At 32.3% G+C, this 16,496-nt stretch carries 13 protein-coding genes; 10 read left to right on the forward strand and 3 right to left on the reverse strand.

All coding sequences use genetic code 11. The features are described 5' to 3' along the window. Positions 1–11: 11 nt before the first annotated feature. From J2Z43_RS08255 to J2Z43_RS08300, 10 genes are all read left to right on the forward strand, one after another. On the forward strand, positions 12–1,190 hold the full coding sequence (locus tag J2Z43_RS08255) for a CDP-glycerol glycerophosphotransferase family protein (RefSeq protein ID WP_209456739.1): 1,179 nt from the start codon (positions 12–14) through the stop codon (positions 1,188–1,190). A gap of 25 nt (positions 1,191–1,215) precedes the next feature. Further along, positions 1,216–1,965 (forward strand): glycosyltransferase family 2 protein, encoded by a 750-nt coding sequence (locus tag J2Z43_RS08260; protein WP_209456740.1) that lies wholly within the window; start codon positions 1,216–1,218, stop codon positions 1,963–1,965. A gap of 21 nt (positions 1,966–1,986) precedes the next feature. Then, positions 1,987–2,895, forward strand: a complete 909-nt coding sequence (locus J2Z43_RS08265) for a glycosyltransferase family 2 protein (protein WP_209456741.1) — start codon at positions 1,987–1,989, stop codon at positions 2,893–2,895. A gap of 46 nt (positions 2,896–2,941) precedes the next feature. Further along, on the forward strand, positions 2,942–3,694 hold the full coding sequence (locus J2Z43_RS08270; RefSeq protein ID WP_209456742.1) for a glycosyltransferase family 2 protein: 753 nt from the start codon (positions 2,942–2,944) through the stop codon (positions 3,692–3,694). Between the two features lie 109 nt (positions 3,695–3,803). Then, a complete protein-coding gene (locus tag J2Z43_RS08275; protein WP_209456743.1) occupies positions 3,804–5,102 on the forward strand; it encodes a UDP-glucose dehydrogenase family protein in 1,299 nt (432 codons plus the stop codon). Between the two features lie 5 nt (positions 5,103–5,107). After that, positions 5,108–6,205, forward strand: a complete 1,098-nt coding sequence (locus J2Z43_RS08280) for a glycosyltransferase (protein ID WP_209456744.1) — start codon at positions 5,108–5,110, stop codon at positions 6,203–6,205. Positions 6,206–6,369: 164 nt separating this feature from the next. Continuing rightward, complete coding sequence (locus J2Z43_RS08285) at positions 6,370–8,286, forward strand: polysaccharide biosynthesis protein (protein ID WP_234926203.1); 1,917 nt, start codon at positions 6,370–6,372, stop codon at positions 8,284–8,286. A gap of 196 nt (positions 8,287–8,482) precedes the next feature. Continuing rightward, complete coding sequence (locus J2Z43_RS08290) at positions 8,483–9,202, forward strand: C40 family peptidase (protein WP_209456745.1); 720 nt, start codon at positions 8,483–8,485, stop codon at positions 9,200–9,202. A 427-nt stretch (positions 9,203–9,629) separates the two neighbouring features. Next, positions 9,630–10,193 (forward strand): C40 family peptidase, encoded by a 564-nt coding sequence (locus J2Z43_RS08295; RefSeq protein WP_209456746.1) that lies wholly within the window; start codon positions 9,630–9,632, stop codon positions 10,191–10,193. Between the two features lie 670 nt (positions 10,194–10,863). Continuing rightward, positions 10,864–12,981: a family 10 glycosylhydrolase gene (locus J2Z43_RS08300; protein WP_209456747.1), complete on the forward strand. Its 2,118-nt coding sequence runs from the start codon at positions 10,864–10,866 to the stop codon at positions 12,979–12,981. A gap of 119 nt (positions 12,982–13,100) precedes the next feature. On the opposite strand, the gene J2Z43_RS08305 is transcribed toward J2Z43_RS08300, so the two are convergent. The 3 genes from J2Z43_RS08305 to J2Z43_RS08315 all read right to left on the reverse strand — a co-directional run bounded on the left by J2Z43_RS08305 (position 13,101) and on the right by J2Z43_RS08315 (position 16,373). Next, complete coding sequence (locus J2Z43_RS08305) at positions 13,101–14,075, reverse strand: LCP family protein (RefSeq protein ID WP_209456748.1); 975 nt, start codon at positions 14,073–14,075, stop codon at positions 13,101–13,103. Between the two features lie 279 nt (positions 14,076–14,354). Then, a complete protein-coding gene (locus J2Z43_RS08310) occupies positions 14,355–15,317 on the reverse strand; it encodes an LCP family protein (protein ID WP_209456749.1) in 963 nt (320 codons plus the stop codon). 15 nt (positions 15,318–15,332) lie between these two features. Next, entirely contained in the window at positions 15,333–16,373 is a 1,041-nt protein-coding gene (locus J2Z43_RS08315; protein WP_209456750.1) for an NADH:flavin oxidoreductase, read from the reverse strand. Positions 16,374–16,496: the final 123 nt, after the last annotated feature.

A 16,496-nucleotide genomic window follows, 5' to 3' on the forward strand; every position in this document is an offset into this window, starting at 1 on the left:
GGATGGTGTTTATGGAAAAAGTGAGATTTTTGGTAAATATGATTGTTGCCTTTATAATTTACCCATTTAATAAAAATAAATTTAAGAATCGAAATATATGGCTTATTGGCGGACATTCGGGTGATATATACAATGATAACTCGAAGTTTTTTTATGAGTATCTACTAGAAAGCCATAAAGATGTAGAAGTTTATTGGATTGTATGTAAAGACAGCACTGTTAAAGACAGGATACCTGGTAAAAAATTAATAAAGGGAAGTGTCGAAAACTACCTATACTATTACAATTCTAAGGTAATTGTATTTTCTCACTCTCCATCTGCTGATATTGCTCCATACAATTTTGTAGTGCCTGTACTCAAGAGGTTCCACGATAAGGTAGTGAAAGTATACTTAAATCATGGGACAATTAGCTTTAAAAAGAGAAAGGCTATGGACTCTAGATTTAAAGGTGTTATTGATAATCTTCTTAAGAGCTACGATATTTCTACTGCAAGTTCGGAGTTTGAAAAAGATGTTATGTCAGGTGAGTGGGGAATGAGTGAAGAGTCTGTGTGTATAGTAGGAAATGCTAGGTATGATAACCTTCCAACAGATGAGTCCCCTAAAACTAGGGATATTCTATATAGTCCTACTTGGCGTGATTGGATAAAGTTTAATTCGGGTAAATTTATAGATACATGTTATTTTAAAAATATAATGGAACTTTTAAATGATGAAAGATTAAATTTAGTATTAGATGAAAAAGATGTAAATATAAAATTTTATTTACACCATCTTATGCACGAGTTTATAGATGACATAAAAGAAAATATAACAGGGAAGAGAATAGTATTTTTAGATAAAGGTGTTACCTTGGCAGATGAGATAAGATCCTCTGCTGCAAATATAACCGATTACTCAAGTGTTGCGATTGACTTTTTATATATGAACAGACCAATACTCTTTTATCAGTTTGATGTAGACGAGTATATTGATAAGGTAGATTCGTATATAGATTTAAGAAGTGAAATGTTTGGATATTTGTCGTATAATAGTAGTGAAGCTGTAGATAAACTTATCGAAATCATTAATAATGATTTTCATGTTATGGACAATCAAAAAAATGAGAGAGACAAGTTTTTCAAATACAATGACAACCAAAATTGCGAAAGAATATACGATTGCATATTGAGTAAGTTAAACAAATAATTTGAAAAATGGTGAGGAAGGTAATATGAATAACAAATTAGTATCTATAATTACTCCCATGTATAATTCTGAAAAATTTATAGAAGGAACTATAAATTCAGTAATAAGCCAAACATATCAAGAGTGGGAAATGTTAATTATCGACGATTGTTCAACAGACAATTGCCCTAATATTGTGAAGTCTTATATGCAGGATGAAGATAGGATCAAGTATATAAGAACTGAGTCTAACCAAGGAGTTTCACACGCTAGAAATGTGGCTTTAGAAAACGCAGCTGGTCAGTTTATAGCTTTTCTCGATAGCGATGATCAGTGGGAAAGCAGTAAGCTTGAAAAGCAAATTGCTTTTATGAATCAAAATGACTCAGTGATAACTTTTACTGCTTATGAACTTATGGATGAAAACACCAGCAGGTTAAACAAATCAATAAGAGTGCCTAAGTCAGTGGATTACAAAAAGTTGTTAAAAGGTAATGTTATGGGATGTCTTACTGTTGTAATTAATAAGACAAAGTTAGATTTTGATATAAGAATGAGTGGTGTACCACATGAGGATTATGTTTTATGGCTATCTATACTTAAAAAAGGATATATAGCACATGGGATTGATGAAGTATTGGCTAAGTATAGAAAGTCGAGTACTTCACTTAGTGGAAATAAGATAAAAGCGGCAAAATGGACGTGGAATATATATAGAAATGTAGAAAAGATACCTCTACCAGTAGCTATATACTATTTCATATATTACGGAATAAACGGTATAAGAAAAAGTTAGCAAGAGAGGAAGGCCTAATAAATGTGTAAATATAAAATCACTGTATTTACTGCAACATACAATAGAGCGTATTTGCTTGAAAATGTATATAATGGTTTGAAGTCGCAAACATTGCCTATTGATATGTTTGAGTGGCTAATAATAGATGATGGCAGTGAGGATAATACAAAGGAATTAGTTGAAAAATTTATTTCAGAAGATAAATTAAATATTAATTATGTATATAAAGAAAATGGTGGAAAACACTCTGCAATCAATGCTGCAATGAAACATGCAAAAGGAGAATTGACTTTTGTACTGGATAGTGATGACGAGATTGTAAATGATGCACTTGAAATAGTAAGGGATGAATGGGATTCAATAGAAGACAAAAGCGGATTTAACGGAGTCATTGGCTTATGTGCTTATCCAGATGGAGAGGTCATAGGATCTAAGATGCCAGAAGATGTTAAAGAATGTCCATTTGCAGATATTTTCTTCAAATATGGAGTAGAAGGAGACAAGACAATTATATTTGTTACAAATATACTTAAAGAGTTTCCGTTTCCTGAAAGAGAAGGTATAAATTTCTTACCAGAAAGCGTCGTTTGGTTTGAAATGTCTAAATACTACAAGATTAAGTGTGTTAATAAAATTTTGAGAAAAAGCGATTATCTAGAAGATGGACTTACAAAAAACATGTTTAGGAAAAAATCTTTAAAAGGTAGAGCTTTGGAGTTTTTAATACTTACGAATCAAAATACATACCCGATAAATAAATATCCGTATATGTGGATTAAGAACTACATAAACTTGGCGAGATATTCATTGCTTTCTGGAAGCAATCATTTTAAAGAGATAAACGGGTTTTTTAATAAATTTATGTATATAATAATGTTTCCTCTCGGATTCTACAAGTATTGGGGTCAAAGAAAACAAGTGTGGGAATAGTTTTATGGTTATAGTTACGCCAGTTGCTATATAAGGAGAGAAAATTATGAATGAACCTTTAGTATCGATAATTACTCCTGTATATAATTCAGAGGAGTTTTTATCAGAGACGATAGAGTCAATCCAAAACCAAACGTACAAAAATTGGCAGCTTTTATTGATAGATGATTGTTCCACCGATAGTTCAAGCGAGATAATAAGGAAATATCAGGAGCATGATTCGAGAATTAAGTATACTAAGCTTATGAGAAACTCAGGAGCTGCAATTTCTAGAAACAAAGGCCTTAGAAGTGCTGAGGGAAGATTTGTAGCGTTTGTAGATAGCGACGATCTGTGGGATAGCAGAAAGCTAGAAAAACAGGTTGGGCTTATGCTTAAAGAAAACATTGGATTTACATTTACATCGTATAGATATATGAAAGAAGATGGTACAAAAACAAACAAGGTGGCGAGGTCACCAGAGAAAATAGATTATGAGGGATTATTAAAAAACACAATTATTGGATGTTCTACTGTAGTTATAGATAGAAAGATATTGGGTGATTTTGAAATGCCTCTAGTTAGAAGGGGTCAAGATACGGCAACTTGGCTACAACTTCTAAAGAAAGAAAAATACGCTTATGGAATTTACGAAGATTTAGTTTATTATAGGTTGGTAGGAAATTCTATATCGAGTAACAAAATCAAAGCTCTTAAGAGAACTTGGAACACTTATCGAAATATAGAAAACTTAAGCTTGCCTAAAAGCATGTATGTATTCTGTTTTTATGTGTACAATGCAATCAAAAAGAGAGTTTGAATAAAGTGGATAATGAAGAGTAAAATTATATAAATAAAGAATCGTTAAAAATAAATAAAAGCTAGTTAAAGAAGACAGGTTAAGTTTTAAGAAGTTGGAGGAAAGCACAATGAAAATAGCTATTGCTGGAACTGGATATGTTGGATTAGTTACAGGGGTGTGTTTAGCTGAAGTCGGCAATGAAAATGTTGTCTGCGTAGATGTTAACGAGCAAAAAATAGATAATATGAAGAAGGGAATTTCTCCAATATACGAAAAAGATTTGGAAGAGCTTATGGTTAAAAACTACGAAGCTGGAAGAATCGACTACACTACTGATTACAAGAGTGCGTATATTGATGCAGATGTGATAATAATTGCTGTCGGTACACCAGAGCGTAGTGATGGTTCCCCAAATCTAGATTACATCAAGACAGTTGCAAATCAGATTGCACAAACAGTTACAAATGATATTCTTGTAGTAATAAAATCTACTGTGCCAATGGGAACAAACGAAGACATTGAAGAATATATTAAAAAGAATTTAAAAAATAAAAATGTCAAAGTAGAATTGGCATCTAATCCAGAATTTTTATCACAGGGGACAGCGGTAAGAGATATGCTTAAAGGTTCGAGAATTGTGCTTGGAGTTGAGAGTGACTGGGCTAGAGAAACTTTAGAAAGTATATATAAAAGATTTAATCAGCCTATTGTAATTACTAATAAAAACAGTGCAGAGATGATAAAGTACGCGTCAAACGACTTTTTAGCTCTTAAAATATCTTTTATGAATGATATAGCGAACTTATGTGAAATAGTAGGTGCAAATATTGAAGATGTTGCTCTAGGTATGAGTTATGACGATAGAATAGGGAGCAAGTTTTTAAAATCAGGAATCGGATTTGGGGGCTCATGTTTCCCAAAAGATACAAAAGCACTTCATTGGTTAGCTGAACACAATGGTTACGAATTAAAAACAGTTAAGTCGGCTATAGAAGTAAATGAAAATCAAAAGCTAAAGCTTGTTAAAAAGGCTCGCAAATTAGTAGATGACTTTAGAGGTATAAAGGTAGCAGTTTTGGGGCTTACTTATAAACCTGACACTGATGACATAAGAGAAGCTCCATCTATAGTAAATATACAATATTTACTTGAAAGAGGAGCTGATGTTACAGCATATGATCCTGCTGGCATTGAGAATTCAAAGAAAATTTTTGGAGATTCAATAAATTACTCTACATATATAGATGAAGCTTTAAAAGATGCAGAGGTATGCTTTATTATGACGGAGTGGAAAGAAGTAGTAAATTACGATATCAATAAATTCAAGGAGCTTATGAAGAGACCTTTAGTTTTAGATGGTAGGAATTGTTACAATCTAGATGATATGAAAAAAGCGGAGATAGAATATTATTCTATAGGAAGGTAGTAATTATGAAAACTATTTGTTATTTGGCTGATGGATCAAATCCTCATACTCTAAAGTATTGTAGTTTTTTTAAAGACAGAGGATACAAGATACATGTTATTTCTTTAAATGGAGGATATATGGATGGTGTAGATATACACGATCTAGGTTCTAATGTTGAAGAAGTGAAAAATGAAAGTGTATTTAAAAAAACTGGTTATTTAAGCTATATAAAAGAAGTAAAAAAACTTGTAAATCAAATAAAGCCGGATATTTTGCATGCACAATACGCAAGTAGCTATGGTTTTATTGGAAGTTTAGTTGGATACCACCCATTTGTAGTATCGGTATGGGGGACTGATGTTTACGACTTCCCTAATAACGGTTTTTTACAAAAACAGATAATTAAGCACAACTTTAGAAAAGCTGATTATATTTTTTCAAATAGTAGAGATATGGCTAAAGAAGCTAATAAATATACAAAAAAACATGTGGATGTAACTTTTTTTGGAGTTGATATGGATAGATTTAAACCTATTGAAGTTGAAAAAAGTGAAGGTTTCACAATTGGAATTATAAAAAGTTTAGAAAAAAAATACGGGATAGAGTATCTTATTAGAGCATTTAAAGCAATTAAAGATGAATATAGAGACAAAAAGATAACTTTAAAAATAGGCGGATCTGGAACTCAAAGAGAAAACTTAGAAACTCTAGCTAAAGAGCTTGGAGTGGAAGAGGATGTTGAATTTTTAGGAAGAATATCTCCTGAAGATGTAGCGAAGACTTTTAATTCATTCGATGTTTCTGTATTTCCATCACTTAGAGAAGGTTTTGGGGTTGCAGCAATCGAGTCTGAGGCGTGTGAAGTGCCAGTTGTAGTTACAAATGTAGGAGGTCATCCAGAGTCATTAGATAATGGTAAGACAGGTCTAATAGTCGAGCCAAAGGATCCTGAAGGTTTAAAAAATGCTATTATAAAGATAATGGAAGATGATGAACTTAGATTTAACATGGGCAAGGCTGGCAGAGTTTTTGTCGGGGAAAATTACGAGGTTAATTCTAACTTTACCGATATTGGAAAGATATATGAAGATATTTTAGATAAAAATAATAACGAAAAATAATAAAGTAATTTATAAGCTATGCTATAATTAGTGTAGCTTTTATTGTTGTATAAAAGATTTATAATCGAGAGATTAATTTTTATTTTAGATATAGAACTAAGAATTTTAGATATAGAACTAAGAGCTTAGAGGCATAATATAGATGTAAAGGAGGTCGTGCAGACATGGAAAGAAGGTTTAGACTGAGCAGAGATAGTTTTTTAGCAAAGTTGTTAAAAAGGCATTCATTTAGACATATGATGTTGGTTGTATTAGATGCAATATGTATATTAGTAGCATTTGAGTTGTCTTTAAATCTTACAACTACATCAACGGGCTTTTATATAAAAGGAAACTTTATTCCATTAATAGTGTATATCATCCTTCATATTATTACGTTTATTATATTTAGGTGTTACAGCACACTTTGGAGATATGCGGGTGAAGAGGGAATAATATCAATTTTTGCTGCAACATTTGCATACTTAATACCAGTGGTTATTGTACACAAAGTTATTGGCTACAATTATTCTGTATTATTTTATATTTTAAATACGATATCTATAATAATGTTTACACTTGGATACAGAATAACATACAGGGCTATAAAAATCATTATTAACAGGACTTCTATGCAGGAGGGAATTTCAAATGTACTTATAATAGGTGCAGGGAATGCTGGTGAGATGGTAGTTCAGGAATTAAATAGAAATCCCAGACTCAGAAAATCACCTGTTGCCATAATAGACGATGATCCAAATAAAAGAGGAAGAGTGATTCACAATGTGAAGATTGTTGGCACTTCTGATGAAATTCCTGAAATTGTCGACAAGTACGAAGTAAATGAGATTATTTTCTCGATAGCGAATATAAATAATCAAAAAAAGAAGGATATTATAGATATCTGTAAAAATACAAATAGCAAAATAAAAACAATACCAGGAATCTACGAGATCATCGACGGAAAAGTAAATATTAAGCAGATTAGAGATGTAAGAATTGAAGATTTATTGGGTAGAGAACCGATAGAAGTTGATTATAAAGATATAAGTAACTATATAGCAGGTAAAAATGTAATAGTTACAGGAGGAGGCGGATCGATTGGTTCAGAGCTTTGCAGGCAAATTGCAAGCTTCAACCCAAATAGATTAATAATCCTAGACAACTACGAGAACAATGCTTACGCAATACAACAGGAGCTTATTAGAAAGTATGGGGACAAGCTTGATCTGGTAGTTGTAATAGCTTCGATTAGAGAGAAGAAAAGATTAGATGAAATATTCGATATGTATAGACCTGAGATAGTATTCCATGCAGCTGCGCATAAACACGTGCCACTTATGGAATTTAGCCCGAGTGAAGCTATAAAAAACAATATATTTGGAACATTAAATACAGCTAAAGTTGCATCTAAGTACAATGTAGAGAGATTTGTACTTATATCTACGGATAAAGCTGTTAACCCTACAAATATAATGGGAGCTACTAAAAGAGCTGCTGAAATGATTATACAGACTATGAATGAAGAGAGTAAAACAGAATTTGTAGCCGTAAGATTTGGAAATGTATTAGGAAGCAATGGAAGTGTAATTCCACTGTTCAAGAAGCAAATAGAAGACGGAGGACCAGTGACAGTAACTCATCCTATGATAATCAGGTACTTTATGACGATCCCAGAAGCTGTTGGGCTAGTTATTCAAGCAGGAGCTATGGCTAAAGGCGGAGAGATATTTGTACTTGATATGGGCGAGCCTGTAAAGATTTTAGATCTTGCAAATAACTTGATTAAATTTAGCGGGTTGGAGCCGGGAGTAGACATTAAGATAAAATTTACTGGACTTAGACCAGGAGAAAAACTTTACGAAGAACTACTTATGTCGGAAGAAGGTCTTTTAGAGACGAGACATAAAAAAATATTTATAGGTAAACCGATTAATATAAATAGAGAAAAAATCGATAAAATATTAAAAGAGTTACAAATGGTTACAGAGGACGAGGAGACCGATAAAATAGAATCATTGATGAAAACATTGGTTACTACCTATACAACCGCTGAGAAGGCAAATGAGAGGGAGATAGCTATAACAAAAATTGATGATTAGTTACATTAGTTACAATTTCGTTTGTATTTATTAAAAAAAGGACTAAAAATAGAAACATTTATTACTAAAAATAGGAAAAATTACAAAAATGTTACAAAAAGGGTTGCAAATTTTTTCCACATAGGTTAGTATATTAATTAGTTGTTTTGAGAAAGTAACAAATTTGTAAATAATAGATATGGGGGAAATTTTAACTATGATAACTAAGAGTAAAAGAAACATATTCAAAAAGACAATCGCTATGGTATTGATATCAGGATTCGTACTGATGGAAGGAATGGCAATTCAAGCTAGTGCAGCAGAAACTACAGATAGTACAGAGCCAACTGCAATAGTAAATGAATGTGACTTTTTAAATATGAGAAGCTCAGCTGGCGTAAGCGGGAGAGTTGTAGGAAGAATAAACACTGGAGATAAAGTAGACGTTTTAGATATGCACTACAATGGATGGGTACAAATAAAAACTGTTGATAATGTAAAAGGTTGGGTAAACGGAAGATACTTAACTATAAAAGGTGGAACACCAAACAAAGGAAACAGTGACAAAGTAGAGAGTATATTAAAGCTTGCTTATCAACAACAAGGTAAACCATATAGATGGGGAGCTACTGGACCTAACTCATTTGATTGTTCAGGATTCACTTCTTACGTTTATAAAAACGGTGCTGGAATAACTATACCAAGAGTATCAAGAAGCCAAGCTACAGTTGGAACTTATGTAAACAGAGCTAGTTTACAACCAGGAGATCTAGTATTCTTCGGTTCAGGTAAAAGTATAACTCACGTTGGTATGTATGTAGGAGATCAAAAATTCATACATTCACCACAAACAGGAGATGTAGTAAAAGTTAGCAAAATGGATACTGGAAGCTACTCTAAGAGATTTATAACAGCAAGACGTATAGTACAAAACTAATAAGCGAGTACTAAACTAATAAACAATAAGATTAAAAAACTACAATAATATGATAATTACAAATACATAGTTAAAAACAACTTAAATTATATACAGTAGAGATATTTATCTCTACTGTTTTTTATTGTCTAATTATATTCATTTATAGTTTCATATTTTATATTCCAAATGTATTGGATTATAAATAATTAAAAAGCCTGCCTTGTATAAAAAGTAGTCAAAATATATGATGGGATATCAAAAGAAACAAAGATATTACAGAAAAAATAAGAAAAGTTACAAAAATATTACAAAAAAGGGTTGTAATTTTTTTGGATATAGTATAGAATCATATTTATGAATTAGAAAAGTAACAAAATAGTAACAAAAAATTACAAGGTCATAAAAAGTAACAGAATGATTACTTTTAATATATGGGGGCAAAGATATGATGGAAATAAGAAATATAAGGTTCAAAAAAATATTAGCAGGAGTACTAATAGCGGCTTTTGCACTTTTAGAAGGTCAAGTAGTTGCTAATGCGGTTGAAGCAGATTCTCAATCAATGGTATCTCAGACAATTGAAAGTAGCGTTCTGCTTAATAAAAATTTAGTTGCTGCTAATAATGAACAAAACTCTAAAGTAAAGAAAGTTCTCGATTTAGCTTATAAGCAACAAGGTAAACCGTACAAATGGGGAGCTACTGGTCCTGACTCATTTGATTGTTCAGGATTTACAACTTACGCTTACAAAAATGCAGCTAGTGTAACTCTTCCAAGAGTATCTAGAGATCAGGCTACAGCTGGTACTAAAGTTGAGAGAAATAACCTTAAAGAAGGAGATTTAGTATTCTTTGGATCAGGTGGAAGCATAACACATGTTGGTATGTATGTAGGAGATCAAAAATTTATACATTCACCACAAACCGGAGATGTAGTAAAAGTTACAAAAATGGATACAGGAAGTTATTCAAATAGATTTATAACGGCAAGACGTATAATACAAGAGTAGTAAATTAAACTCACTAAACCAGCAAAAAGAATAGACTATTTAACCTAGTCAATCTTTTTAAATTTAATATATACCTTTTATGTAAAACAGCAGAGGAAATAATTTCCTCTGCTGTTTTACTTATTTTTAAAGAAGATCTAAATATTGATTTAATAGTTTCTTCTTTTATATGCTAGTTGGATCAGTATATAAGAAATAATGAAAGTTTAACTCATATAAATAAGAAATCGAAATAAGCAAAGAAATTAAAAGGAACAAAGATATTACGGGAAAATTATGTAAAGTTACAAAAATATTACAAAAAAGGGTTGTAATATTTTGGAATATAGTATAAAATCGTATTTATGAATTAAAAAGTAACAAAATAGTAACAAAAAATCCAGAGACGATAAAAGTAAAAGAATAGACGATTTAACCTTGTCAGTCTTTTAAATTTAATATATACCTTCTAAGTAAAACAGCAGAGGACATAATTTTCTTTGCTGTTTTACTTTATTTTTAAGATGGTCTATACGACAACACTTTTATTAACAATAATTGTAAAATTTAATATTAATGTCATTAATTGACATATAATATAGAACTTCGTTATACTAAATAAGTACGTGTAATAAATAGGCAACAAAGCAAGTAACAAAATAATTACAAAAGAGAAACAGGGGGAAATGATATGAAGAAAATAGGTTCAATATTTCTGGCCTTTATAATGGTATTCACATTCACTGGTGCAAGTGCATCTGCTCAGACTAAAAGCAATAAAGAGATGAGAGCTGCATGGATATCAACTGTGTACAATATAGACTGGCCATCGACTAAGAACAACGAAGCAAAACAAAAACAAGAGTACATAAATTTACTAAATAAATTACAAAGTACAGGAATAAATACTGTAGTAGTTCAAGTAAGACCTAAGTCAGACACAATATACAAATCAAAAATAAATACTTGGTCTGAATACTTAACAGGTGTACAAGGTAAAGATCCTGGATATGATCCACTGCCATTCTTGATAGAAGAGGCTCACAAGAGGGGGATGGAGTTTCACGCATGGTTTAACCCTTACAGAGTTACAATGGCTGATGAGAGCTTAAGTAAGCTTCCTGTAAACCATCCAGCAATTAAAAATCCAGGTTGGGTAGTAAAACATGGCAATAAGTACTACTATAACCCGGGATTACCTGAAGTTAAGAAGTATATAGTAGATAGCGTTATGGAAGTTGTAAACAATTACGATATAGACGGAGTTCACTTTGACGATTACTTCTATCCAGGTACTAGCTTTAATGATGATGACGCATACGCTAAGTATGGAAATGGTGCAAACAAAGATAATTGGAGAAGAGAAAATGTAAATGATCTTTTAAGACAAGTAAAGGCTGCTGTAAAAGCTTCTAAACCAAATGTGGTATTTGGTGTCAGCCCAGCAGGTATATGGAGAAATAAATCGGCTTCAGAGCCTACAGGTTCAGATACTAGCGGAAATGAAAGTTATGTAGGTACATATGCAGATACTAGAGCATGGATAAAACAAGGTCTTGTAGATTATGTAGTGCCACAACTTTATTGGCCAATAGGTTTAAAAGCTGCTGACTATTCAAAGCTTGTAGCATGGTGGGCAAATGAAGTTAAAGGTACCAATGTAGATTTATATATAGGACAAGGAATATATAAACAAGGACAAAGTAGTTACGGTGGACAAAATGTAGCTAAAGAAATTGTTGAACAAGTAGAATTAAATAGAAAATATCCTGAAATAAAGGGAAGTATGTATTTCTCAGCTAAAGATATAGTTAACAGTGCAACAATACAAAATGATTTAAAGAAACTATACCCTAAGGAAGTAACACCTCCTGAAGTTGAACCTGAAAATGTGAAAGTTGAAAAACTAGAGGGAAATACTAGATACGAAACAGCGGTTGAAATAAGTAAAAAAGGTTGGGCAGAGGGATCAGATACAGTAGTTTTGGTAAACGGGTATTCAATAGTAGATGGAATTACTTCTACGCCACTTGCAACTACTGATGGAGCTCCAACACTACTAGTGGAAAAAGATAAAATAGGTACTACAACAACAAATGAATTAAAGAGATTAAACCCTAAACATGTAATACTAATAGGTGGAGAAAACTCAATAGGATCAACAGTTGAAGATTCAATAAAAGGTTTAGGATCTGATATAACAATAGATAGAGTTGGCGGATCAGATAGGTACGACACATCTCTATTAATTGCTGAAAAAGTAGCAGAAAAGAACGATATAAACAAAGTATATGTAACTAGTGGAACAGGGGAAGCGGATTCGCTATCTATAGCTTCAAAAGCTGGAGCAGAAAAACAACCGATAGTATTAACTTCAAAAGATGATATAAGCACTGGAATATACAATTGGATTAAAGAGAAGGACGTAAAAGATGCTTACTTTATAGGAGGAACAGCAAGTATTTCTGACAAGGTAATAACTAAAGTAGACTCAATAGTTGCATCTGACGTATCTAAGAACAGAATAGCAGGAAACGATAGACAAGAGACAAATGCAAAAGTAATAGAGAAGTTTTATCCAGAGCAAACTTACAGCTCTGTATTTGTAAGCAAGAGCGACCAGTTAGTAGACGCACTAACAGCTGGACCACTAGCTGCAAAAACTAATTCACCAGTAGTACTGCTTGGAAATAGTATAAGTGCTACACAAAGTACAGTTTTAGATGTTAAAAAATCTGAATTAGTATACGAAATAGGTGGAGGAATTAATAAAACTGCTTTAATTAGATTATTAAACTTAATAGCTTAAAAGCTTAATCGGCAATACACCAGTTAAATTAGAATTTTATTACAACTAAAGAAGCACTTTGAAGAAATAAAATCTTCAAAGTGCTTTTAATTTGCAGTGATTAATAATTAATTACAATGTTACTCATTATCTGGGTTGTATTCTTTATCCTCGAATATAAAATCGTGTAGGATACTGATAGAATCTTCTTCAAACCTTAAAACCCAACCAGCATTTCCATAAATACCACCTGTACTGTGAACTTCATCATCAATAGGGAATTCAAATTGTTTAATATTGAAGTCTCCTATTTTAAGCACTTCTGTTCCTAAAGCCAGTATCTCATTAGGTTTCATATTAGTCTTAACATATGGTAAAACAGCATTCATAAGTTGAGGATATTTAGTAATAGGAAGTTCTTTAACCGAGTTTAGTATACTTTGCATAACCTCTCTCTGTCTTTTATCTCTTTCAAAAGCTGTATCGTTGTGTCTGATACGTGTGAAAGATAGAGCTTGATATCCATTTAAAGTTTGCTCGCCTGATTTCTTAATATACTCGATCTTAGTCTTTTTCTTACCCTTGTACCATTCATAAGTCTCTGGAATAAATTTATTTAACTCTTTAATGTATCCCTTTTCTACATTGACTTTAACCCCACCTAAAGTATCTATTATATACATAAATGATTCAAAGTCTACAGTAGCGTAGTAATTGATATCTATCTCGAAGTTTTGCTCGATAGTCTCAATTAATAAATCAGCTCCTCCATAGACATTAGCATGTGTCAATTTCTGATTGCCATGCCCTGGTATATCCACATAAGAATCACGTGCAAGAGATGTTAGTTTAACACTTCCGTGTTTACCATCGATAGTCAATATCATCATAGCATCTGATCTAGACTTGTCCTCATCTGGCCTCGCATCTGTACCCATCAATAAGATATTTGTTATTCCCTCTTCATACTTATAATCTAAGTTATCCAAAGCAGAGTTTCCAATGCTAGAATCGTGAATAGAAGATAATTTATAATAAAAATATCCATATACCCCAGCTGGGAAAGCTACAACAAGAATAGCCAAAAAGATAACAAATTTCTTAAGTTTTGACATATATATCCCTTCTTTCTGATTTTTCGTGGGTTTTAACATCGTACACCTAATTATAATAAAGTATGGGAATTTATTCAATAGAATATTTTGGTGTATATTATGAATAAAGTATGAATTAAGTGAAATAACGTCGACAGATCAAGTTCTATATATCGAGAGAAAGAAAAAAGGAATGGGGATGAACTGCGCCATTTTCAGATCAGCACTTTGGTCTGACATGGTCAGTATATCCCCATTCCTCCTTTCTATCCCATCTCATATAAAAACTAAACCGAAGACCTATTCACCGCCATTGTACTCGATGTCTTTAAATATGAAGTCATGGAGCACATTGATATCTTCCGAGTCAAAAGGTATAACAAATCCTGAATTACCTATTTTTCTTCCTTTATCTATATTCATAGGGAACTCAAGTGATTTAAGATCGAGATTTCCGATACCTATCAACTGTGTTCCAAGCGATATTATAGTGTTTGGATTCATATTTGTTTTAACATATGGAAGGAGGCTGTTTACAACTCCTGCGTACTTGCTCTTTGGAAGATCTTTAGCCTCATTTATTAAAGCTTGAATAACATCCCTCTGTCTTCTGTCTCTTTCTGCTGTACTATCGTTCTTTCTTATACGCGAGAAAGAAAGAGCTTGGTATCCGTTGAGCTTTTGCTTTCCGGAGTTTTGAATATACTCGATCGATCCTTTATCCTTATTTTTGGACCATTTGTAAGTTTCAGGTATAAATTTATTTAATTCTCTAATTTCGCTCTTCTGAACCTCTACTTCTACGCCTCCTAAAGCATCTATTACATCTATAAATGAATTAAAATCTACTGTAGCGTAGTGTTGTATATCTAGTTCAAAGTTCTGCTCAATAGTGTCTATAAGCATCTCAGCTTCACCGTACACATAGGCATGGGTAAGTTTTTGCTCTCCATGACCAGGGATGTCCACAAATGTATCCCTATTAAGCGATGTAAGTTTTATACTTTTGTTTTTGTTGTCTAAAGTAAGTATCATCATAGCATCTGATCTAGACTTTTCTTCTCCAGGTCTTGCATCTGTACCAAGTAAAAGTATATTTGTTATGCTCTTATCGCTCTTGTAATCGTTGCTGTTTAATGAGTCAATATTAATGCTATTATCTTGTATTGTTTTTAATTTAAAATAAACGTATCCATATATGCTAGCTGGGAAGGCTACTACAATTATAGTTAAAAATACCACCAGCTTTTTTAATCCTGACAAAAAATTTCCACCTCTCTAATTGAATATACACGTTTTCTCAACGTTCATACAGTTACCACAATTTATACATTTTGGTTTATAGGAGTTATCTTCCTTATATAGATTGATTAGTTCTGGTTCTCGTATAAGTGGTCTAGCCATTGAGAAGTATTCAATATTTGTATTGTTTAATATATTATTCATGTTGTCTACGGTTCTGTTACCGCCTACAAGTATTACAGGGCAATTTACAGATGCAGCTACTTTAGACGCATCGTCTTTAAAGTATGATTCACCTTTTAAGTTGTAAAATCCACCACCGCTTACCTCAATAGAATCGATACCCAATTTGTCTAATTCTTTTGTAGTATACAAGCAGTCGTTAATTGTGGCGCCTCCGTCTCTATTGTCGCTGCTGTTAATTTTAATTCCGACATGATAGTCGTCGCTAACGCTATTTCTGACAGCTCTGTAGACCTCTAGGATGATTCTAGATCTGTTTTCAATGGAGCCGCCGTACTCGTCAGTTCTCTTGTTGTGGTGTGGGTCTAAAAATTGGCTTAGCAAATATCCATGAGCTCCATGTATTTGAACGCCATCAAATCCAGCTATTTTACATCTTAAGGCAGCTTTTGAAAATGAATCTACAATATGTTTTATATCGTCTTTGCTCATTTCCTTTGGAACGGTACCTTTATTTATGTTTGGAACGCTAGATGGTCCTAGTATAGTTCTCGATTCTGTATTGTAACTAGCGCTAGAACCTCCATATACTATTTGCATCATTATTTTAGAGCCTTTTTTATGTACAGTGTCCACTAACTCTGTATAGACTTCTATTAAAGAATCATCATATATACCAAGCATCCTAGGATTAGGCTTTTCTTCATTAGTTATATATGCGTAACTAGTTATAATAAGACCTACCCCTCCATCTGCAAGATCACAGTATATATCGATTATATTTTCATCAATAGATCCATTTTCCAAAGCTCTATTTTCCCATGTTGCAGATCTTATAAATCTATTTTTCAGATCTATATTTTTCATAGATGTTTTGTCAAATAAAGTTTTCATCAGTATTCCTCCATTATTAATAAAAAAATCTATATTTATATAGTTTACTACACATTTATTAGGAGTTAAACGTATTTTGTATGAATTTAACAAATTATACTGATTAATAAAGTATATTTGTGA

This window comes from Metaclostridioides mangenotii, assembly GCF_017873185.1.
In the GTDB taxonomy this organism is placed as follows: domain Bacteria; phylum Bacillota; class Clostridia; order Peptostreptococcales; family Peptostreptococcaceae; genus Metaclostridioides; species Metaclostridioides mangenotii.

What these genes read in the sequence shown, in the direction of transcription:
- J2Z43_RS08255 (WP_209456739.1), top strand. Translation starts at nt 12, where the DNA reads ATGGAAAAAGTGAGATTTTTGGTAAATATGATTGTTGCCTTTATAATT.
- J2Z43_RS08260 (WP_209456740.1), top strand. Translation starts at nt 1,216, where the DNA reads ATGAATAACAAATTAGTATCTATAATTACTCCCATGTATAATTCTGAA.
- J2Z43_RS08265 (WP_209456741.1), top strand. Translation starts at nt 1,987, where the DNA reads ATGTGTAAATATAAAATCACTGTATTTACTGCAACATACAATAGAGCG.
- J2Z43_RS08270 (WP_209456742.1), top strand. Translation starts at nt 2,942, where the DNA reads ATGAATGAACCTTTAGTATCGATAATTACTCCTGTATATAATTCAGAG.
- J2Z43_RS08275 (WP_209456743.1), top strand. Translation starts at nt 3,804, where the DNA reads ATGAAAATAGCTATTGCTGGAACTGGATATGTTGGATTAGTTACAGGG.
- J2Z43_RS08280 (WP_209456744.1), top strand. Translation starts at nt 5,108, where the DNA reads ATGAAAACTATTTGTTATTTGGCTGATGGATCAAATCCTCATACTCTA.
- J2Z43_RS08285 (WP_234926203.1), top strand. Translation starts at nt 6,370, where the DNA reads ATGGAAAGAAGGTTTAGACTGAGCAGAGATAGTTTTTTAGCAAAGTTG.
- J2Z43_RS08290 (WP_209456745.1), top strand. Translation starts at nt 8,483, where the DNA reads ATGATAACTAAGAGTAAAAGAAACATATTCAAAAAGACAATCGCTATG.
- J2Z43_RS08295 (WP_209456746.1), top strand. Translation starts at nt 9,630, where the DNA reads ATGATGGAAATAAGAAATATAAGGTTCAAAAAAATATTAGCAGGAGTA.
- J2Z43_RS08300 (WP_209456747.1), top strand. Translation starts at nt 10,864, where the DNA reads ATGAAGAAAATAGGTTCAATATTTCTGGCCTTTATAATGGTATTCACA.
- J2Z43_RS08305 (WP_209456748.1), bottom strand. Translation starts at nt 14,075, where the DNA reads ATGTCAAAACTTAAGAAATTTGTTATCTTTTTGGCTATTCTTGTTGTA.
- J2Z43_RS08315 (WP_209456750.1), bottom strand. Translation starts at nt 16,373, where the DNA reads ATGAAAACTTTATTTGACAAAACATCTATGAAAAATATAGATCTGAAA.